This window comes from Marinicella gelatinilytica, from assembly GCF_026410405.1.
Lineage (GTDB): Bacteria > Pseudomonadota > Gammaproteobacteria > Xanthomonadales > Marinicellaceae > Marinicella > Marinicella gelatinilytica.
This window is the reverse complement of record NZ_JAPMLN010000008.1, coordinates 68119-89427: the sequence shown is the minus strand read 5'-3', so window position 1 is coordinate 89427 and position 21309 is coordinate 68119. Positions and strand designations below refer to the sequence as shown.

Here is a 21309-nt window from a genome sequence, read left to right as displayed (position 1 = left end):
TATCGAATGTGGCAGGTACGCCGTTAGATGAGGCACCTTACTCGTCTTTTAAAATATACTTGGCACCACAATATTCACACATCACCTCACCAAGCTTTGCAATCGGCATATAGACTTTGGGGTGGGAATTCCATAAAGTCATATCATCGGTAGGGCAACTTAGGGGTAAATCCTTTTTTGTCACATAATACACTTTTTGGGCATTGGCTAATTCTTTACTCATGACTATATCCTCAATGAAATGGCTGGCCGATAACAAATCAAACGGCAACTCATGTGCGTACTGGGTTGTTGTTTATTTAGGCAAACTATACGTTTTGTCTAAAGGTCTCTATAATAATGGGCTTATTATAAACGCTGACTGTCATTGAATAAAGCGAATAAGGCTCGGGTCTTAAGTGAAGGCACCCGCGGCCATGAAATCCAAAGCCTCACACTGGCGAAAACACTCTGCCGACAACAGCAAATAACGCAGATTAGGTTGTCGGCACCCTGGGATTGGCTGTTACCGAGACTATTACCGGGTATTGGCGCTGTTCTCAAGCCACAATTGCAGGATGAAACTGACAGTGATTTCATTATTACCACCGGTCGCCGTATGGCAGGCGCGGCGCGTTGGTTACGAAAACATCAAAACACGCAAGCCAAATACATTCAAATCTTAAACCCCGGTCATCATTTCAAGGGTTTTGATGTGGTGTTATTACCTGAACACGATCAAGTACATCATAATAAGGTCATATGCTTTCGTGGCAACTTACATCCCTTTAATCAAGCCTGGTTTAGCGCGCATAGACAAGTCAACAGCACCCATAAACCTCATGTGGCGATATTTATTGGTAATCCCGGCGACAACTATTTTGAACAACAATTTTTAAGTGATTTAAAACAAATCCGATCGGTATTTAATAAGGCCCGGATTCACCTCTGTGGTTCACCGCGCTTAAAGCCAAAAACCCAAAGGTTTATTCGATCCATTATAAAAGCAGAGGAACAGTTGTGGCTTAACCACACGGATGGTGACAATCCCTATGGTTTTTTACTGGCCAATGCCGATAAAATCTTTGTCACCGCCGACAGTATTAATATGATGAATGAAGCCGGCGCTTCCCAGGCCGCATTGACATTGCTGGCAAAGGATTTCGTTCAATCCAAAAAACACCGCCGATTTATAGACTCAATTACCGGTCGCCTGAGTACTTTTGATTGTTTAGATAAAGCCATGAGCTTGCCAGACCCGCTGCAACATTTACTGCAAAACTCGGACTTGTTAGAACGACTGGAACTCGCCTGAATCATCCAGTTCGGGATAGTCACGACCTTGCTGCTGACACAGTTCAGCCACTTTTGGCCAACACCATTCAAACAGGGTTTTTTCATATATCTCAGTTGCCAGGCGTGGCTGATCGTACAGTCCCGCCGCCAAACGCTGCCGCTGGGCTTCATACAGCATAATGGCACAAGCCACCGACACATTGAGTGATTCCACCAGGCCTTGCATCGGAATAATGACATGCTGATCCACCAGCTTCGCAGTTTCAGGGTTTAAGCCTTCCAGTTCGGCACCCATCACCAGCGCCGTGGGTCGGGTGAAATCAATGGCACGAAAATCAACGGCTTCATCGGACAAATGCGCCGCCAGGAGTTGATAACCCCGGTCTTTTAATACCGAGCCAATCTCAGAAAAATGATTGTGACGGCGGGCATAAACATATTTTTCCGAGCCTTTACCGGTGTTGGTCAGTTCCCGGTAGCGTTCCGTTACGGGAACATAATGCGCCTCATAAACCCCCACCGCATCACAGGTTCTGATAATGGCGTTAAAATTGTGGGGTTTATGCACCCCATCCATCACCACCGTCAAATCGGGCTGGCGTTGATCAAGGACTTTTTTTAAGGTGGCAAAGCGTTGTGGCGTCATGATGGTATTTTACACAATAAAAAAAGCAGCTGATGAACAGCTGCTTTTTTATTTATTTTCAATTTCGCAAATAAGCTACTAATTTGAACAACTAACTTCTACATTTGTTATATCGGAGCCATTTATGGTTCCAGTACCATTTGTCACATTGCATGTATAACCATTAGGTACTAAATCAGGGATAACAGTATATGTTGTACCATCATCCAATAGTTGAGGCTGACCATTACCATTCTGCAAAGTAAAGCTATGTTGGGTGCTGCTAACAGTTATATTTGTATTTACATCTACTGATATACCATTTTCAGTACCAGTTAACTTTAATTGAATTGATTTACTAGTAGGCAAACCAAGAACTTCACCACTGACACTATATTTGAAAGGCTGACTCACAATGGTCAAAGGCTTCCAATCAGACACATCACATCCATGACTTGCCTCATATCCCGGATCATTGGTGTCACATCCATTGGCACCGGCAACACCATCATTGTCTTTAACACGGACACGAACCAGTGCTGTGCCATAAACACCATTATTGGTGTGAATGGTCACTTCACCGCTGTCCTTATCAATGGTAACAGCTGAACCACTACCAAAGGTATCTAAAACTCCGTCTGAGTTATCAACAATTTCGACTTCATATTTTTGCACCAATTGGTGGCTTTCATTCGGACCCGGGTCAAAGCTGGCAATAATATATTCATCACCCCAGACACCCTGGATTTGATTACCGCCACCATTGCCAATCGCCGAGGTGCAACTTAAGTCTGTATTTTGTTCATTAATTGTTAACTCATTACAATTCAGGGCAAAGGTCGGGGCATCATTTACAGAGCTTATATCCACATTGAAGGTCAGTGTAGATTGTCCTCCGACATTATCATCCACAGTAATTGTAACAACCTCTGGGTCACCTGTATTGGTAAATGCATCAGGTTCAGGTTTTATTTTGACACTATATTGATGATTTCCATTTTGAGCAATACCTAAAAAATCTATCATGGCTGAAACAGTATTGTATTTAACAGAGACCGTAGGAGTAATATCACTTAAATCGTGTGTTTCCATATCGAAAAATTCAAAATCAAATGTTAATTCATTATTTTCATCTTCATAAAAACTCACCGAACTTGGCTGACCATTTGTCCATGTGACAACTGGTGGTGTATTATCCTGAACACTGACTGTTTTACTAATTACATGAACGTCTTTTTCATAAAAATCATTACTGTACACTCTTGGCTTAAAATCGCCATTTGAACCATTTCTTAAAAAAGCTGCGGCCATAAATTCAAGATTATTATTTTCAATTGAGTTACTATCAACAACTTGAGTGATTTTTAATTCTAACGTATTGCCAGGTGACAACCGAACATTCTTTTTAAGTTTGCTTATAGGACTTGCATCACATACAACTGAGTTTGATGGATTACAGGTTCTCGAACCAGCATCAAACATATAAGCAGCATGACCGGAGTTCTTGTGCCAGTATTCCATTAAGTCAAAATAAATATCACTTGGCGCAGTGGATGGGTTGGTTAAATGAATTTCGTAGTTTAATTCTTGGCCTGGTGAAACGATATCTGGCAAACCAACATACTGCATTAATGGAGCAGCCTCAACAGGCGTTTCAAAAGGGTCTTTATAAATTAAATCATAATTTCCTGATTCAGCACTGACACAAAGTGCTTTTGCGGGATTATAAGTATCCAACAGCAGATGACCATTTTGGATTTCGTAGTTAGCATCTGTGTCAAAGTACAAGCCATCTTGTGTGCCAAACCCACCTTGCATCTCTCTGTTAGGATCATAAATTTTCAGTTTAGTGATACCATTTGGATAAGCTTGATTATCTTTTTTGTTACAGATTACAGGTCTATCCAGAACTATTTCTATTATATTATTATCAAGATCATATTCAGTATCCCCAACCATTCCTAAAGGAGTAGATTGATTCATGATAACTTTGACACCGGCATCTGCTGTTGTCAGACCGAGTCCGGCCAGTGACAGTAAACCGATGGTTAAGACTGTATTTTTTTGCATGGTATTACCTTTGGTTGTTTGCGTTTTTTTGTGACTATCTCGCATATTTTACAATTTTTTTGGGTTGTGGTGTTAAAAGAATGTTATACAACAAAAAAACCTGTAAATAAATCATAAAATCCCGCTTTTTTCGGGTTTTTCTCATTTGATTATCTATAATATGATGTATATTGACAATTTTAAACAGAAATATGCATTTAATGACTAAAACCATTGTTATCGTTATCAGCCTGTCACTGGCTTTAATGGCGACCGCTAAAGACCTTGATTTTTCGAACATGACTGAGTCAGAAAAACAAGCCACCGGTATCGACAAATTGAGCCCATCAGAACAAGCCGCTCTATTGCGTTGGGTCAACCAAACACAACAGGCACAAATCATGGCTGAGCGTAAAAAGAATTTGGGCTTAGCAAAGACAACTCAAGAGATTGAAGAAAGCGAAATAAAAGCCCTTTTGGTTAAACAATACAGCAACCAGTTGGGTGATAATTTTTATCAGCTTGAAAACGGCCAAATTTGGAAGCAAGTTTCAACCGGACGCATAAGCTTAAATCAAGACGGACCACAAATTGTCACCATTGAACCGGGCTTTATGGGTTCCTGGACACTGAGTGGTGACGGTAACCGCAGCGTTAAGGTTAAACGCATTAAATAACCCCTAAAAATGAGTTCAGCCATGAAAAAACCAATGATTACAATTTTGTTTTTAAGTCTTTTTTTATGGCTAAACTCAGCCATAGGTCAGGTTCCCAATGGTCTGTACTTGACCGAAGTGGCAAACATCCCTAACAACATGGGTATCCGATCCGCATATGATGGCAGTGGTCGACTGTTTGCTGCCACACAAGACGGCACCATACGTATTATTGATGAAAATGGTCAATTGTTGAGTACACCATTTTTGGACATCAGCTCCCTCGTTCGTTTTAATGGCGAGCAAGGTCTTTTAGGGTTGGCTTTTCATCCAAATTACAGCCAAAACGGTTACTTCTTCATTAATTACACCAAAGCCTCACCCAATCAAGGCGATACCCTGATTGTTCGTTATCAAGTTTCAGCCAATCCCGATATCGCCGATCCCAATTCTGCCGTCATTCTGATGCGAATTGAACAGGACTTCGGTAACCATAATGGCGGCAACATTTTATTTGGCCCCGATGGCTATTTGTATATCGGCATGGGTGATGGCGGTAGTGGCAATGACCCCAATCATCGGGCACAAGATTTAACTCAATTATTAGGCAAAATGCTTCGTATTGATGTCGATGGCAGCTTACAACAAGACGATGAAGCGTGTGGACTTGATGCCGGTCCTTACGGCATTCCCAATGACAATCCTTTTGTTAATAGCAACAACAGCTGTGATGAAATATGGGCATCCGGTTTACGCAATCCCTGGCGCTGGAGCTTTGATCGCTTGACCGGTGATATGTATATTGCCGATGTCGGCCAGAACAAATGGGAAGAAGTCAATTTTCAACCGGCCAGTTCTTCAGGTGGTGAAAATTATGGTTGGCGTTGTCGGGAAGGCTTTCATGAAAACACTGGTGCCACTTGCACCCCGCCGCTACCAACCTTCACTGATCCCATCTTAGAATTGGCTCATACAGACGGTAACTGCTCCATTACCGGTGGCTATAATTACCGTGGTCCGATAATTAATCTGCAAAACCATTACATCTACACTGACTGGTGTAAAAACCAATTATGGCTAGCTAACTACAGTCAAAACCAGTGGCTTTCAATGCCCTGGACTGCCAATATTGTGCCGACCGGCGTTACTAGCTTCGGTGAAGATCACCTGGGTAATGTCTATATTACTTCTCAAAATGGCCCCATTTACCGCATTGATGGCATTACCGAAGATCTTATTTTTGCCAACGGTTTTGAGGGCGATTTGATATTTCTGAACGGCTTTGAATCACCCTAAACGTTGAAGCGGAAGTGTAGAATATCGCCTTCTTTAACGATATATTCTTTGCCTTCTAAGCGCAGTTTACCGGCTTCTTTACAGCCTGCTTCGCCTTTATATTTAATGAAATCATCAAATGCCATGGTTTCGGCGCGAATAAAGCCTTTTTCAAAATCTGTATGAATAACACCGGCCGCTTGTGGTGCGGTCATACCGGCAACAAATGTCCAGGCCCGAACTTCTTTAACACCGGCGGTAAAATAAGTTTGTAATCCTAACAGTTCATAACCGGCTCTGATAACGCGGCTTAAACCGGATTCTTTTAAACCCATTTCAGCCATAAATTCGGCTTTATCGGCCTCATCCAGTAACGCGATTTCGGCTTCAATGGCGGCACAAACCGGTACCACGATAGCGCCTTCTTCAGCAGCAAAGCTATTTAATGAATCCAATAACGGGTTATCTTCAAAACCCTGATCATCAACATTGGCAATATACATCATCGGTTTAGCGGTAATAAAACTGAATTCTTTCACCAATTGCCAGTCTTCTTTTTCCATATCTAAGGTTCTTAATGGCAAACCCTCTGATAAATGTGCCACAATCTTCTCTAAAACGGCAGCTCTTCTCACGGCTTCTTTATCACCGGTGCGTGATTTCTTTTGGGTTCTTAGCAATGATTTTTCAGCGGACTCCAGATCAGCCAAAGCCAGCTCTGTATTGATGGTTTCAATGTCAGACAACGGATTAATCTTACCATCCACATGCACCACATCATCATCAATAAAACATCTGGCGACATGCGCAATGGCATCAGTTTCTCTTATATGGGATAAGAACTGGTTCCCCAAACCTTCACCTTTTGAGGCACCGGCAACCAACCCGGCGATATCGACAAACTCCATGGTGGTTGGTAAAACCTTTTGAGGTTTTACAATAGCTGCCAACTGCGCCAAACGGGGATCGGGCACTTCAACAATGCCGACATTGGGATCAATGGTGCAAAAAGGATAATTTTCCGCGGCAATCTCTGCTTTGGTTAAGGCGTTGAATAAGGTTGATTTACCGACATTTGGCAGGCCGACGATGCCACATTTAAAACCCATAATAAATGACCCATTAAAATAAGCGCCGGATTCTATCATAAATCAATCATCATCCTTTAATGAGAATATAAAAACTTTCGGTTCTCATCGGTCAACAATCAGCCTATAATGGGTGCTGTTTGTATAACCTTATTACTATGTCAAAATTAAGCCGAGAAGAAATTGCTGAAATTAGAGATCATTTTGAATTCTTTGACCGCGATAACAGTGGTCTTATTGATCAGGATGAATTCATCAAATTATTAAAAATATTGGCACCCACTGCTGACCGTGAAAATGCCATTCGCGGCTTTGAAACCATTGACGGCGATCACAATGAACAAATTGATTTTGACGAGTTTTTAGAATGGTGGCAAACCAATTGGACGGTTTTTTAAGCGCTTGTTTCTGAGTTTTTTACAATCTTCAACCATGAAACAAGCCAGTGTTTTAAGGATATTGCACCTTTTTTCCTGTAAAATCCACGCAAATTAGCCTTTTTACTTTGCATTCAGCAATAAAACCATTAAAATACGCGGTCTTTTCAGCCCACCTGTGGGCTTATTTACTATTTAACTGGAGTTAAGATACATATGCCAAGTGTGAAAGTTCGGGATAACGAACCCTTTGATTTCGCGTTGCGCCGTTTTAAACGCGCATGTGAAAAAGCCGGTGTACTGGCTGAATCACGTAAACGTCAATACTACGAAAAACCAACCCAAGAAAGAAAACGCAAAAAAGCCGCTGCTGTTAAGCGTCGCCAACGTCGTGTGGCGAAAGAAGGCATCCCGCGCAGAATGTATTAACGCTCTACCATGTCATTAAAACAACGCATCACTGAAGATATGAAAAATGCCATGCGGGCTAAAGATAAGACCCTGCTTGGCACCATACGTTTGCTTACCTCTGAAATTAAACAGATTGAAGTAGATACCAGAAGTGACGTTAATGACGCGGATATTGTTAAAATTATTGGCAAGATGATAAAACAGCGCAAGGACGCCGCTGAACAATACGATCAAGCCGACCGTCCAGAGTTGGCCGACATTGAGCGGGCCGAGTCCGAGGTATTGAAGGCATATTTGCCGCAACAGCTGAGTGAGGACGAAGTTCAAGCTTTGGTGGATGATACGATTCGACAAACCGATGCCCAAGGCATGCAAGACATGGGTCGGGTGATGGGCCAATTACAATCTAAAATTGCCGGGCGCGCTGATATGGGCGAAGTGAGCGCCCTCGTTAAATCCCGCTTGTCTTAATTGCCCACTGTTGTACAATCCCTTACTTTACTCACTTAGTCTGTAAAGACTCAGGTATGTCGTGTCCGCCTCCATTCCCAATGAATTTATTGATGAATTATTAAACCGCATTGATATTTATGATGTGGTGGCGCCCCGTGTTACCTTAAAAAAAGCCGGCAAAGACTATTCAGGCTTATGCCCTTTTCATAACGAGAACACGCCTTCTTTTACAGTGAGTCAACAAAAACAATTTTTTCACTGTTTTGGCTGTGGCCAAAGCGGCAGCGCCATTCGCTTTCTCATGGAGTTTGAAGGTCTGGATTTTGTTGACGCAGTCAAGGAATTGGCAGAACAGGCAGGCGTTGAAGTACCACTGAAACAAGTCAACAAGCAGCAACACCGAGAACGCACCAACTTATATGCCATCACTGAAAAAGTCACCCGTATTTATCAACAACATCTGAAAAACAATCAGAAAATTATTGATTACATTAAAAACCGCGGTATTGATGGTAAAACCTGTCAAACTTTTCAAATCGGTTTTGCTGAGGATAGCTGGGACGGTATCAGCAAACGTTTTCCTCAGGATCAACAAGAACTCTTAGATCGCTGTGGTTTGCTGTCTCACAGCAATCAAAAAAGTTACGACAAATTCAGAAACCGCCTGATGTTTCCGATTCATGACCGACGTGGTCGTGTTATTGCTTTTGGTGGTCGCGCCGTGGATGATGAGCAACAACCAAAGTACCTGAATTCGCCGGAAACCGATCTATTTCATAAAGGTCGAGAACTTTATGGCTATCACTTAGCCAGAAAGCACAGCTCAGAAGATTTTGTGATTGTCGTTGAAGGATATATGGATGTGGTGGCCTTGCACCAACACGGTATAAAAAACACAGTGGCTACTCTGGGAACCGCCACTTCCACTGAACACATCGCTTTATTATTTAAAACCTGGACTAAGGTGGTTTTTTGTTTTGATGGTGACTCTGCCGGTCAAAAAGCCGCAAAAAAAGCCCTGTTAACGGCTTTACCTTTATATTTAGATGATAAAATCATTGAGTTTTTATTTTTACCCGAAGATCAAGACCCGGACTCATATGTCAATCAAAATGGTCAACATGGCTTTTTACAACAATTACAATCAGCAGTTCCCTTGTCACAGTTTCTGATGGATATCATCAGCGAAGGAATTCAACTAAACACCCTTGACGGTAAAGCACAGCTTCATGAGCGCGCTAAAAGTTACCTCAAACAATTACCGCACGGAGCTTTTCGCCAAATCATGCATGACAACGTTGCCAACATTTCCGGGATTACGCATGCCCGCTCAAAAAAACCCAACCAACAAAAACGGCCCGATAACGGCCAGCTAAATCCCATGCGTCGGCTATTGTCATTGATCCTTAATAAACCAGCGTTGTGTGAAAAGTTGCCAGATGATTTAGACTTTACGCTATTACCTTACAAAGGCGCAGAAATTATCAACAAAATGATTGAAATCCAAGCCGGTTACCCCCAAATTAATTCAGCAGCGCTATTAGAGCACTTCAGGAACAGTGACTATGTGAGTAATCTCAGCCGATTAATGGTTGTGTATGATCACATGGATGAAACCGAACTGACTTCTGAAATGGATGATTTAGTGGCCCATCTGGAACAATTGACCACCACGTCAAAAATTAACCAGTTGCGCGAAAAGCAATTGCAAGACGGTTTAACTGACCAAGAGAAACAGCAGTTAATAGCCCTGTTAACCAAGAAAATCAAGTGAGAAACAACATACCATGGCATCAGAAAAACAAACCACACAAATAAAAGTCTTACTGGCAAAAGGTAAGGAACAAGGTTATTTAACCTATGCAGAGGTTAATGACCACCTACCGGATGACATTATTGAGACCGATTCAGTTGAAGACATTATTCAGCTGATTAACGATATGGGTATCCAGGTTTTGGAAGAAGCACCCGAAGACGACAGCATCATCCTCAATGATTCCACCGCCAAGGAAGACGACGATACGGCCACCGAGGAGGCCGTCGCCGTGTTATCTGCCGTTGATCCCAGCATCGGCCGTACCACTGATCCGGTACGTATGTACATGCGGGAGATGGGCTTGGTCGAATTATTGGAACGTAAAGATGAAATTGCCATTGCTAAGCGTATTGAGCATTGCGATCATTTAATTATGGAGTCCACGTTCCTGTTCCCTAAAACCATTAAAACTATTTTGGAATATTACCAGGATGTGTTGGATGAAGAGCTCAAGGTTGAATTATTCATCACCGATATCTATGACCCGCACACAGAAGCGGTGATTCCAAAAGTTAAAAAACCCACTGATCCGGTTGATGAAGATGAAGATGAGGATGAGGAAGAAGTCGAAACAGGACTTGATTTCGAGGAAGTCACAAAACGCATCAAAGCCGTTACAAAATTATTTAAGAAGTTTGAAGAGTCGGTTGAAAAAGTTGGCATTGGCGATGTTAAACAAAAGAACTACATGAAACAAATTTCTGAGATTTTGGTGGAATTCAAATTCCATCCAAAAACCATGGAAGATATTCTCAACGACATTCAATGGGTACAATTTGGTCACTACATGGAAGAAACCGACCATTATGAGCCGGGTATTCGTGATTATGAACGCAAAATTCACGACATTGCCATTGATCAATGCAAAATGCAGCGTAAAGATTTTATTCGCTCATTTATGAACAAAGAAACTGATTTAACCTGGGTTGACCAGCAAATCAGCAAAGGTGGTGACAGTGCCTCTTTATTTGAAATGTTCAAAGAAGACATCATTGGCTACCAACAAAAATTACAGATGATTGAACAACAAAACAGTTTAACCATCCCTGAAATCAAGAAGATTAATCGCCGTATCACCGTCAACGAAGCCAAATCAAGACGTGCTAAGAAAGAAATGATTGAAGCCAACTTAAGGCTGGTGATTTCGATTGCTAAAAAATACACCAACCGCGGCTTACAGTTTTTGGATTTGATTCAAGAAGGCAATATCGGCCTCATGAAAGCGGTGGAAAAATTTGAATACCGGCGCGGTTATAAATTCTCGACTTATGCCACCTGGTGGATTCGTCAAGCCATCACCCGTTCCATTGCCGATCAAGCACGGACCATTCGTATTCCGGTGCACATGATTGAAACCATTAATAAACTCAACCGTGTGTCACGACAGTTATTACAGGAAAAAGGCCGTGAAGCGACGCCGGAAGAAATTTCTGAAGTCATGGAAATGCCGGTGAATAAAGTACGTAAAGTGATTAAAATCGCCAAGCAGCCGATTTCCATGGAAACCCCCATCGGTGATGATGAAGATTCGAGTTTGGGCGATTTTATCGAAGACGGCAATATTTTGTCGCCTCTGGATTCAACCACAGCCAATGGTTTAACCAATACTGTGACCAACTTATTGGGTGGTTTAACACCACGTGAAGCGAAGGTGCTGCGTATGCGTTTTGGTATTGATATGAATACCGACCACACTTTAGAAGAAGTGGGCAAGCAGTTTGATGTTACCCGTGAGCGGATTCGTCAAATTGAAGCCAAAGCCCTGCGGAAATTACGCCACCCAAGTCGTTCCGAGCTGCTACGTAGTTTTATGGATTTGAACTAAACACGTCAAGCTGACGCAAAGAAGCCCGGTTTTTACCGGGCTTTTTTGTGTCCATGAAGATTTATTATTACGGGTTGGTATTGATGTCTGATTTGGCACGCAGCAACTGCTTAAAGCGATTAATTTTTTTGTCTTCTAAGCTGCGCTGAATGCCGGCTTTAACCGCCTCAAAGCTGGGTGGTTCCGACTTGCGTTTATCTGCCAAATAAATCACATGGGCACCGAACTGAGAAATCACCGGTTGTTGATAATAGGAACCTGGCTGTAATTGTTGGAGAGGTTTGGCAAATGACTCTGGGACTTGTTTGATATTAACCCAGCCGATGTCGCCGACATTTGACATGTTACCGTGGCTTTCTAAATACTTTTCTTGTACATCTAAAAAGGCCGTACCCGAAGCCAACTCATCTAATGCAGATAAGGCATCGACCTCGTCCTTGTACAGTAAATGTTGGACATGGTATTCAGTGTCTTTAATTTCAGCAATCACCCGCTGATATTCGCTTTGTATCTCAGCATCCGTCACTGTTTTATCTGCTAAATATTGCTTTAACGCATACATCGCCATGGTTTGTTGCTGTAACTGCTGTAAGCTCAAAGCCTGCTCTAATGGTAATTGCAGATTTTCTTTTTGTGCATAATTAACCAGTAGCTGTTGTTCTGTTAATTGTTCAACAGCCTCATTGATCTGCGTTTCCTCGGGTTGCTGAATGCCTTTGTTCAGTAAATAAACCCGCACCATTTGTTCTGTTATGGGTTTTTCATCAACCGTTAACAATACCCGAGAACTATCCACCACTGTACTATCCATGGCTTCATCTTGTTGACACGCGGTCAACAGCAGAACTAAACCCAACATTGTCAGTATTTTCATTGTACTTCCTCCGGTGTAAAAGCTTCGACTTCTAAGGCATGAATGCGGCCATTGTCCCATAAGCCTTTTAACTGACCCTGTACCATTCGATGACGATTAATGCGATTTTGTCCTAAAAACTGAGATGAAATCACCTGTACCGCAAAATGCCCGCCGCCCGATTTTGCACCTTCATGGCCAATGTGCAAATGACAGTTATCGGTTACAGTTACAGATTCTGCGCCCCAATCTTTTAGGGCCTGTTCAATCATGTCACAGGTTTGTTGGTGTTTTTTCATTAAATTAATGCCTCAATGCTAAGCTGTGGTTATGCAAAGCGAAACATTATAACGTACAATGAGCGATTTTAAATATTCGGAGCCTTTCGTATTTATATGAACTCAGCCATTATTTATCATAACCCCCGTTGTTCAAAGTCACGTGCCGCTTTAGCTTTATTAGAAGACAATAATGTGAACACGCAAATCATTAGATATTTAGAGACACCCCCCTCACCGCAAACCTTAAAAAAAATCACAAAAATGCTGTCTTTATCTCCCCGTGATTTAATCCGCACCGGAGAAACTGAGTACAAAGAGTTCGGCATGGACAATCAAGACTTATCTGATGATCAATTATTACAATTGATGTCAGCCAACCCGAAAGTGATTGAACGGCCCATTGTTATTTATAATGACCGTGCAGTTATAGGCAGACCACCTGAGAATGTTCTGGAATTAATCCCATGACCGATACCACAACCATACTCATTCTGTACTACTCAAAACACGGCAACACCCAGAAAATGGCGCGGCTCATTGCCCGTGGCGTTCAGCAGGTCGATGACTGTGAAGCCATCATTAGAACCGTTGCCTCCGAAGGTGTGGAAGAAATGACGGCAGCTGATCCGTTTATCACTGAACAGGAGCTAGCCGACTGTGATGGTTTATTATTGGGCAGCCCAAGCCATTTTGGTAATATGGCCGCTCCTTTAAAGGCTTTTATCGACAGCACATCTCAACTCTGGCTCAATGGAAATTTGGAAGGCAAACCTGCGGGTGTTTTCGCCAATTCATCATCAATTCATGGTGGTCAAGAAACCACTTTAATCAATATGATGATTCCATTACTACATCATGGCATGATATTAGCCGGTTTACCCTACAGCGAAAAAGCTTTGTTATTCACTGAAACCGGCGGATCTCCCTATGGAGCCACCCACTGGGCGAAAAGTGGTCGCCAAAGTGGCTTAGATAATAACGAAAAACAACTGTGCTTGGCTCAAGGCAAACGCATTGCTGAGATTGCTAAAAAACTAAAATCAATTTAAAACCAAAACCCGACTCTGGCAGTACCCAATAAATTCGCCGGCATGGCCTGATAAAACAACAATGCCAACAGCGCATGAGAAACTGCATTGGCATACATATTTTTATAGCGCAACCAAGCATAGCTCCAAAACACACCGCCGACAAAAGTAGCGACCATCAGCATTTGATTGGGCAGATGCAGTAAAGCAAACAAAACACCGCATAATAAAGCCACAGCTATTTGAGACAAACCGGCTTTGTGGTGTAAATAATCACTCACCAATGGACCTAATATCACTTGTTGTGCCAGCGCCCATAAAACGTATAACGGCAGTGATTTGACAAAATCCCAACGAAAATCACTTACTATAAATAGTGTAATTGCCACGCATAAAGTCATCAACCAAATCGACCAAGCAGCTGTTTTTGGCAACAGCCAATCTTTAAACAAAAGCACCGTCGGACATATAAACAAAATAATCGGAATCCAAGAATAATTTTCGAACAAGGTGAATAATGTTTCTGTCTGCATGGACCAAGCAACCAACGCCACCAAAAACACAGTTATTAAAGCACCCTGTTTATTGACAGATGTTTGCTTTTCGCGATTCGGTTGATGATAGAAAATAATTGCCAACATAATGGCTATAATTGCCGCCACAAAAAGCACCCAAGGAGATATGTCAAGATAAGCACGCATAACCGGTGGAGAACTTACACTTCTTTGACCATTGAAGCGTTGCTTCTGCCACTGCAACCTTAATTGGTTGCTCAATAAGCCTGTTAACGGTGTTGTTTGTTTTATGCTGTCTAATGCTTTGGTTTGCAGTAACTCAACATCACGTATAATCGCCACAGCATTGCTGTCTTGTTCTTGTGAAAACCGCCATACCAATGTATTTAAAGCCGGTAATTGATGCCAAGAAATGATTTCACTTTTTTCTCCTTGCTTCGACATCCATTCTAACTGGCTTAAATTAATTTGATTGGGGCCGAGTTCAACTGATAATAATGGAGAATAATAAAAAATACCTGAATCAACTTGAGAAAATTCTAATTGTAACTTTGTATTTTCTGTCGTTACGTAACCACCAGTCCAGTAAAATCTTAATTCTTGATAGTAGTTCGGCACAATAAACTGATCTTTAAAGGCCAAAGAAATTTCAGCTTTTTGTGGATCAACCCCTAATCCTTTAGGCTGTATAACCCAACCGGAACCAAAACCGCCAACCAAATCAGAAGAGGCCTTTAAAGACCACGTTAGGTCATGGCTGCCCTGCCGAAGCTCATGAATAAGTAACTGCTGCTGATGATTAACTCGATCAACATAACTGTCATGAGCAGACAGCCAAAGTACACAGATGGCGAGCAACAACAACATGGTACTAACGGTTGTCCGCATTTTCATTTAATGACCAAAATCAAACAAGCCACGTCATTATTTAAATATCTATTATGGCAGCTCAACACCCAACTCCCGTAAAAAAGCACACAATTGTATCAAAGGCAGCCCCATTAAAGCAGACGGATCATCACTTTTTACCGACCTCATTAAACTCAAACCCAACTGCTCCATTTTAAATCCGCCGGCACAATCAAACGCCTGTTCTTTATCCACATAACGACTAATTTCTGATGCACTCAGCTGACGAAACTTAACCTGCGTCTCGTTGATGTATTCACGGCTCTGTGTATTTAACCCCATAACACAAACAGCGGTATAAAAAATTACGGTTCTGCCTGAAAATGCTGTTAAGTGTTTGATGTTATTATGACGATTTCCGGGCTTATGATACACCTGATTATCACAGGCACAGACTTGGTCTGAACCAATGACCACAGCCTCTGGAAATTGTTTCTTAATTGATTGTGCTTTTGCAATGGCTAACCGCAGCGCACGATTTTTCGGCGATTCATCCTCTACCAAAGATTCATCAATGGCCGCATCATAATGACTAAAATCAATGTGAAGCTGTTGTAGTTGATGCCGACGATAGACCGATGAAGACGCTAAAATCACCGGTGGCTTGTTGTTTTTTTGCGCATATTGGCTATTCATTAGCAATAATTTAGGTGATTTAAGGTTTATTTATGTGGCCGCACATAACGCAACCGCTTCTCATTCATCGTATGAAGAGCCGTGTTAAATAATCACAGCGAATTAAAACAAGTCGTCATAATCAACCGGTTCTTTATCATCTATAGCAGGCGGCAATCGCCCTACCATAAAGTATTCAAGACGACCTCCGGTGGTCTCAGGCGGTAGCATGAGTCCGGTATCAGGATCAATACGTACAGAAACCACACCGGCGGGAACCGGTCTTTCTTGTTCGGTTCGGTCTTGTAAAGCGACTTGCATGTAATCAATCCAAATGGGTAAGGCCACACGCCCGCCCACTTCGCCGCGACCCATAGGTTGCGGGGTATCAAAACCAACCCAAACATTGGTTACCACCTCAGGGTTATAACCATTAAACCAGGCATCCATTTGATCATTGGTGGTACCGGTTTTACCGGCCAAGTCATTGCGACCTAAACTTTTAGCCCGAACACCGGTGCCGCGTTGAACCACTTCTTGCATAAATGAATCGATGATAAAGGCATTTTCAGCACTGATTATTCTGGGGGCTTTAATGGCTTCAGGTTTGGTAACCACTTCGGCTTGCGGTTGCTGGCTAATTTCTTGATTAAGATCGCTGTCTTGATTTTGATTAATCACCACAGGCAATGTCGCCGGTGATTCATTTTCCCGGGCTTCAGGTTCGCTGTCCGCTGGATCTTTAGCACAACGATCACAAGCCAACTTATCCTGATGCAAAAATACCGGTAAATCTTGCTGGTTATAAATACCTTCTATAACATAGGGTTCAATTAAGAAACCACCATTGGCAAACACTCCAAATGCCCGATTCATGGACATTATCGGCACATTTGGGCTACCTAAAGAGATGGATAAATCACGGGGAACATCATCCGCATTAAAACCAAACTTCATGATGTGCTCTCGGCCTTTTTGTATGCCGATGTGACGTAATACCCGAATCGACACCAAGTTTCGAGACTTGACAATACCTTCTCGTAAACGCGTCGGACCAAATATTTTTTCACTGTAGTTTTCAGGTCGCCAGGCACGCTCCAACTTATCATCTTCAAACACAATGGGTGCATCGTTAATCATACTGGCCGCGTGTAGGCCATTTTCCAGCGCTGCTGAATAAATAATCGGTTTAAAACCCGAGCCGGGCTGGCGTTTGGCTTGAGTCACGCGATTAAATTTACTGATTTGATAATCATAACCGCCTATTAAGGCATAAATGGCGCCATTCTTTGGGTTGCTACTTATCAACGCACCTTGAACGTTCGGGATTTGACTTAAAGCGAACTCGCCCTCGGCATCTCGCGCCACCATCACCACATCACCAACCTCAACCACTTCAGTCATGTTGTTTGGACGATTACCAACCCGATAATTATCCACATAGGGCGCCGCCCAAGAACTACTTTCAAACGTCAAAATAATATCCTGACCATCGCCCAAACGGGCATGGGCCTCTTGTTCATCAACAGTAATAATAAGCGCTGCTTGTAAACCGGCGGGCTTAGAAAACTCATTTAATTGTTCAGTTAATGCCGATAAATCCTGCATCGCCTGTTGGTCAAAATGTTGAACCGGTCCGCGATAACCGTGGCGCTTATCATAAGCATGCAGACCCGCTTGAATGGCCTGTTGTGCAGCCATTTGTAATTCACTGTTGATGGTGGTCACCACATAATAACCATCCGTATAAGCGGCATCACCATAACGTTCTACCATGTCACTGCGTACCATTTCCGCCACCCACGGGGCAGATACCTCAACCTCTGGCTCATGAATGTAGGCCTCATCAGGCTCTGCCACAGCTTGGTCAAATTCGTCTTGGGTAATAAAATCAAGCTCCAGCATACGTGTCAAAACATAATTACGGCGTTGTAATGCCCGTTCAGGACTGGTCACGGGGTTAATCCGTGAAGGCGCTTTCGGCGGTGCGGCCAACATCGCCATTTGCGCTAAGCTTAGTTGATCAAGGGTCTTTCCATAATAAACATCAGCAGCGGCCGCCACACCATAAGCACGGTGACCAAGCAATATTTTATTCAAGTAAAGTTCTAAAATCTCATCCTTTGATATGGTTCTTTCCAATTTAACTGATAAAAACAGTTCCTTTATTTTCCGGCTCCAGGTTTGATCCAAAGACAAAAACACATTACGGGTTAATTGCTGGGTAATGGTACTACCCCCACTTTGTTTTTCACCGGTGGTAATGATTTGCCACACTGCGCGCATAATACCTTTGACATCAAAACCATGGTGATCATAAAAGTTGGCATCTTCAGCAGCGATATAAGCTTGTTTAAGGTGTTCAGGCACATCATTAATGTTCACCGGAATGCGGCGTTTGGTGCCGAACACGGCCATCAGTTTGTGATCTTGGCTATACACACGTAACGGTACTTGTAAGCGGTATTCTTTGATGGCTTCAACTGAGGGCAGTTCCGGCTCAAAATATTTATACATCCCATAAACTGTCACCACTGCCAACAGCAGACAGACCAATCCGAGTTTGGTCAAAAACCAGAAAATTTTTAAAGCTTTACGCATATTTTTTATCCTTAATACGAGATCATGGTTTGTAATTATGGTGGCACATTATACAATGAATAAATACCTGATAAGACTTTGACTGAAACTGAGGACTAAAATTTCATGAAATCCACAAAACATATTGTTATTGTTGAGGATGAGGCTGATTTACTGGCCAATTATAAAGCTGCCTTAAATCAGCACGGGTACCAAGTCACTGGCATACCTAATCGTGAACAAGCGGAGACATTTTTTAGCCGACAGTTACCGGATTTAGCTATTTTAGATATTGGCTTGGGTGATGAGCCGGATGCAGGGTTTGATTTATGCCGTAATTTGCGTCAGCAATCAGTGACTTTACCGATACTTATTTTAACCGCACGTGATCATGAAGTGGACGTGGTGTCCGGCTTACGATTAGGCGCAGATGACTACCTTAGCAAAGACATATCCATGCCACACTTATTGGCACGGGTTGCAAGCTTGTTTCGTCGCAGTGAACTGACCGGTAACAATCAACAACTGAAACAATGGCAACAAGGCCCTTTAACGGTATTAACCGATAATTTACAAATCAAATGGCATGACCAAAATGTACCCTTGACCGTAACAGAGTTTTGGATGGTACAATCTTTGGCTCGTTATCCCGGACAAGTCAAAACCCGCGAGCAGTTAATGCATGATGCGAATATATATGTTGATGAAGGCACCATTACCTCTCATGTTAAACGTATTCGTAAAAAATTTATGGCCATTGATCCACAATCTGATTGCATAGAAACTGTCCACGGCATGGGTTACCGCTGGCGACAATGAAACTCAAATGGCAAATTGGCACCATCGGCTTACTGAGTCTGAGTTTTCCGATATTAATGTGGCTCACCCTATCCCGCTTAAATCACAGCTACCAAGAAAACCTGTTAACTGCCGGTCAGCAACAAGCACAACTGATTGCCAATAGTATTGAACAATTTTCAACTGAACAAGACAGACATCTAAGCGGCTTGATAGCACAGCCCATCGAAACACCGGTACAACTTAATGGCTTGTCAGATGAATGGCAAACAGTACCAACTTATGATGTCGGCAAAAACCTACAGTTTCGTTTTGGCCAATCTAAGCAACACCTTTACTTATGGGTTTCCGTGATCGATTCATCTCATGAACCTATGAATCAAACAAACATTAATCAGCAAAAAGACCGTTTGACCATAGCTTACGGCAACGCGCATGGCACCACGGTCAAACACATTAATCGTCAACCTGAAGGCACTGTATCAGACCATCGAATACTGCCATTAAAAGCCTATTGGCATGAAACTGCCAGTGGTTATACAGTTGAAATCCAACTCCCACAAACCCAACTAACAGGTCTTGGTATCGTCGCCACCAACCACACTGTTGAGATTGAACATTATGGTCACTATGCGAACAATAACATTCAACTACAAGCAGTGTTTAACAGTGACCTGCAATGGCAACAAAAGCTGTCTAAAATCACCCCTGACAACAGCCGCCTGTTAATCACTGATCAACAACAACGCGTTTTCTACGATATCAACAAGATAACAGAACAACCTAAGAACGATGACTGGCTAACTAACGTATTGTACCCACTTATATTTGCCGTCAATAATCCCTCAGTGAGTCATAACTTAGATCACCAGGTGGTTAATCAAGACTTTAGCACGGGTCAGATAAGTTTAACCCTGGCACATCCGCCGGCACACCGTAGCCTGATTCGCACCTTTATCCAAACCATAGGTTGGTTATTCGGCATTGCCCTATTGCTGCTGTTAGTGTTTTTGGCCTACGCCGCATTACTGGCCTGGCGTATTCGCCGTTTAAGCCGACAATTGCGCCACGTTTTAGATGACTCGGGAACCATTCATAAACAATTACCCTTCATGAAAGCAGCTGATGAAGTGGGTGATTTATCACGCGATTTGCACCAACTACTGGCGCAAATCGATCAATACACCGATTACCTTAAACAATTAGGAAGTCGCTTATCACATGAAATGAAAACCCCCATCGGTATAATCCAATCATCATTGGATAACGTTAGCAGCAGTCAATTATCAAGGGAACAACAAGATTTTGTCAGACGTGCCGCCAAGGCCAATCACCGACTGATGTTTATTTTAAATCAACTCAGTTCATTAAGCCGATTACAACAAGCCATTAACGACAACGAACGGCATCCATTTGACTTAAATGCGTTACTGGACGATTTGATACCCGCCTACCAAAAACCCAACCATGTCATAAGATTCCAACGCGCTCAACAAGCCGTCTTTATTAATGGCAACGCTGACTTAATGGCACAACTCATTGATAAGGTCATCGAAAATGCTTATGATTTTAGCGTTGAACAACAACCCATATTGGTTCAGTTGAACATTGATACAAGCAATCAGACATATCAATTACATATTTCTAACCAAGGACCGACGCTAAGCCATGAAAAGCTGAGCACAGTGTTTGATTCCTTACACTCTTACCGCCAACAACAAAGCCAAACAGCTCATTTAGGCATTGGCCTTTATGTGGCAAAACTAATTGCTCGATTCCATCACGCTGAAATTACCATTAAAAATCAATACCAACCCGATGGCGTGGTGGTGATCTTAAGCGGAAATTATCAAATTGGAATCTAAGACTAACCAAAAAAG

Annotated in this window: 21 protein-coding genes; 12 read left to right on the top strand and 9 right to left on the bottom strand. The window is 42.4% G+C overall.

The genetic code is table 11. The annotated features are described in order from the left end of the window. Positions 1 to 37 precede the first annotated feature (37 nt). On the bottom strand, positions 38 to 223 hold the full coding sequence (locus tag OS173_RS06975) for a zinc-finger domain-containing protein (RefSeq protein WP_267183553.1): 186 nt from the start codon (positions 221 to 223) through the stop codon (positions 38 to 40). Positions 224 to 367: 144 nt separating this feature from the next. On the opposite strand from OS173_RS06975, the gene OS173_RS06970 reads away from it, so the two are divergent. Further along, positions 368 to 1294, top strand: a complete 927-nt coding sequence (locus OS173_RS06970) for an ELM1/GtrOC1 family putative glycosyltransferase (RefSeq protein ID WP_267183552.1) — start codon at positions 368 to 370, stop codon at positions 1292 to 1294. On the opposite strand, the gene trmH is transcribed toward OS173_RS06970, so the two are convergent. Further along, positions 1271 to 1921 (bottom strand): tRNA (guanosine(18)-2'-O)-methyltransferase TrmH, encoded by a 651-nt coding sequence (gene trmH / locus OS173_RS06965; protein WP_267183551.1) that lies wholly within the window; start codon positions 1919 to 1921, stop codon positions 1271 to 1273. The two genes, OS173_RS06970 and trmH, sit on opposite strands and share 24 nt — an antisense overlap. Before the next feature lie 78 nt (positions 1922 to 1999). Beyond that, positions 2000 to 3970 (bottom strand): hypothetical protein, encoded by a 1971-nt coding sequence (locus tag OS173_RS06960; RefSeq protein ID WP_267183550.1) that lies wholly within the window; start codon positions 3968 to 3970, stop codon positions 2000 to 2002. A 200-nt stretch (positions 3971 to 4170) separates the two neighbouring features. On the opposite strand from OS173_RS06960, the gene OS173_RS06955 reads away from it, so the two are divergent. Beyond that, positions 4171 to 4626, top strand: coding sequence for a hypothetical protein (locus tag OS173_RS06955; RefSeq protein WP_267183549.1), 456 nt, complete (start codon positions 4171 to 4173; stop codon positions 4624 to 4626). Between the two features lie 21 nt (positions 4627 to 4647). Continuing rightward, positions 4648 to 5901 (top strand): PQQ-dependent sugar dehydrogenase, encoded by a 1254-nt coding sequence (locus tag OS173_RS06950; RefSeq protein WP_267183548.1) that lies wholly within the window; start codon positions 4648 to 4650, stop codon positions 5899 to 5901. On the opposite strand, the gene ychF is transcribed toward OS173_RS06950, so the two are convergent. Continuing rightward, positions 5898 to 6989: a redox-regulated ATPase YchF gene (ychF, locus tag OS173_RS06945; protein WP_267183547.1), complete on the bottom strand. Its 1092-nt coding sequence runs from the start codon at positions 6987 to 6989 to the stop codon at positions 5898 to 5900. The genes OS173_RS06950 and ychF overlap by 4 nt on opposite strands. 137 nt (positions 6990 to 7126) lie before the next feature. Here ychF and OS173_RS06940 point away from each other — a divergent pair, with 137 nt between their 5' ends. The 5 genes from OS173_RS06940 to rpoD all read left to right on the top strand — a co-directional run bounded on the left by OS173_RS06940 (position 7127) and on the right by rpoD (position 11850). Beyond that, a complete protein-coding gene (locus OS173_RS06940) occupies positions 7127 to 7366 on the top strand; it encodes an EF-hand domain-containing protein (protein ID WP_267183546.1) in 240 nt (79 codons plus the stop codon). A 195-nt stretch (positions 7367 to 7561) separates the two neighbouring features. Continuing rightward, positions 7562 to 7774 carry a 30S ribosomal protein S21 gene (rpsU, locus tag OS173_RS06935; RefSeq protein ID WP_188365825.1) on the top strand — a complete coding sequence of 71 codons (213 nt, stop codon included), beginning with the start codon at positions 7562 to 7564 and terminating at the stop codon, positions 7772 to 7774. Positions 7775 to 7783: 9 nt separating this feature from the next. Beyond that, complete coding sequence (locus tag OS173_RS06930; RefSeq protein WP_267183545.1) at positions 7784 to 8227, top strand: GatB/YqeY domain-containing protein; 444 nt, start codon at positions 7784 to 7786, stop codon at positions 8225 to 8227. 61 nt (positions 8228 to 8288) lie between these two features. Then, positions 8289 to 9983 carry a DNA primase gene (gene dnaG / locus OS173_RS06925; RefSeq protein WP_267183544.1) on the top strand — a complete coding sequence of 565 codons (1695 nt, stop codon included), beginning with the start codon at positions 8289 to 8291 and terminating at the stop codon, positions 9981 to 9983. Positions 9984 to 9996: 13 nt separating this feature from the next. After that, a complete protein-coding gene (rpoD, locus tag OS173_RS06920; protein ID WP_267183543.1) occupies positions 9997 to 11850 on the top strand; it encodes an RNA polymerase sigma factor RpoD in 1854 nt (617 codons plus the stop codon). 67 nt (positions 11851 to 11917) lie between these two features. Here the strand turns inward: rpoD and OS173_RS06915 are convergent, their stop codons facing one another. Together OS173_RS06915 and OS173_RS06910 are read right to left on the bottom strand one after the other, a co-directional pair. Continuing rightward, positions 11918 to 12724: a peptidylprolyl isomerase gene (locus tag OS173_RS06915; RefSeq protein WP_267183542.1), complete on the bottom strand. Its 807-nt coding sequence runs from the start codon at positions 12722 to 12724 to the stop codon at positions 11918 to 11920. Continuing rightward, positions 12721 to 13002, bottom strand: coding sequence for a BolA family protein (locus OS173_RS06910; RefSeq protein WP_267183541.1), 282 nt, complete (start codon positions 13000 to 13002; stop codon positions 12721 to 12723). The genes OS173_RS06915 and OS173_RS06910 overlap by 4 nt, the downstream gene beginning before the upstream one ends. Before the next feature lie 96 nt (positions 13003 to 13098). On the opposite strand from OS173_RS06910, the gene arsC reads away from it, so the two are divergent. Together arsC and wrbA are read left to right on the top strand one after the other, a co-directional pair. Next, on the top strand, positions 13099 to 13452 hold the full coding sequence (gene arsC / locus OS173_RS06905; RefSeq protein ID WP_267183540.1) for an arsenate reductase (glutaredoxin): 354 nt from the start codon (positions 13099 to 13101) through the stop codon (positions 13450 to 13452). Next, complete coding sequence (gene wrbA, locus OS173_RS06900) at positions 13449 to 14033, top strand: NAD(P)H:quinone oxidoreductase (protein ID WP_267183539.1); 585 nt, start codon at positions 13449 to 13451, stop codon at positions 14031 to 14033. Before arsC ends, wrbA begins: the two co-directional genes overlap by 4 nt. Here wrbA and OS173_RS06895 read toward each other — a convergent pair. The 3 genes from OS173_RS06895 to OS173_RS06885 form a co-directional block, all read right to left on the bottom strand. Next, positions 14030 to 15421: a CPBP family intramembrane glutamic endopeptidase gene (locus OS173_RS06895; RefSeq protein WP_267183538.1), complete on the bottom strand. Its 1392-nt coding sequence runs from the start codon at positions 15419 to 15421 to the stop codon at positions 14030 to 14032. The genes wrbA and OS173_RS06895 overlap by 4 nt on opposite strands. A 45-nt stretch (positions 15422 to 15466) precedes the next feature. Then, the gene (locus OS173_RS06890) at positions 15467 to 16072 is read right to left on the bottom strand and encodes a Maf family protein (protein ID WP_267183537.1); all 606 of its coding nucleotides are present in this window, start codon (positions 16070 to 16072) and stop codon (positions 15467 to 15469) included. A 102-nt stretch (positions 16073 to 16174) separates the two neighbouring features. Further along, on the bottom strand, positions 16175 to 18652 hold the full coding sequence (locus OS173_RS06885) for a penicillin-binding protein 1A (RefSeq protein WP_267183536.1): 2478 nt from the start codon (positions 18650 to 18652) through the stop codon (positions 16175 to 16177). Between the two features lie 105 nt (positions 18653 to 18757). On the opposite strand from OS173_RS06885, the gene OS173_RS06880 reads away from it, so the two are divergent. Both OS173_RS06880 and OS173_RS06875 read left to right on the top strand, forming a co-directional pair. Then, positions 18758 to 19450 carry a response regulator gene (locus tag OS173_RS06880; protein WP_267183535.1) on the top strand — a complete coding sequence of 231 codons (693 nt, stop codon included), beginning with the start codon at positions 18758 to 18760 and terminating at the stop codon, positions 19448 to 19450. Continuing rightward, the gene (locus OS173_RS06875) at positions 19447 to 21294 is read left to right on the top strand and encodes an ATP-binding protein (RefSeq protein ID WP_267183534.1); all 1848 of its coding nucleotides are present in this window, start codon (positions 19447 to 19449) and stop codon (positions 21292 to 21294) included. The genes OS173_RS06880 and OS173_RS06875 overlap by 4 nt, the downstream gene beginning before the upstream one ends. Positions 21295 to 21309 lie beyond the last annotated feature (15 nt).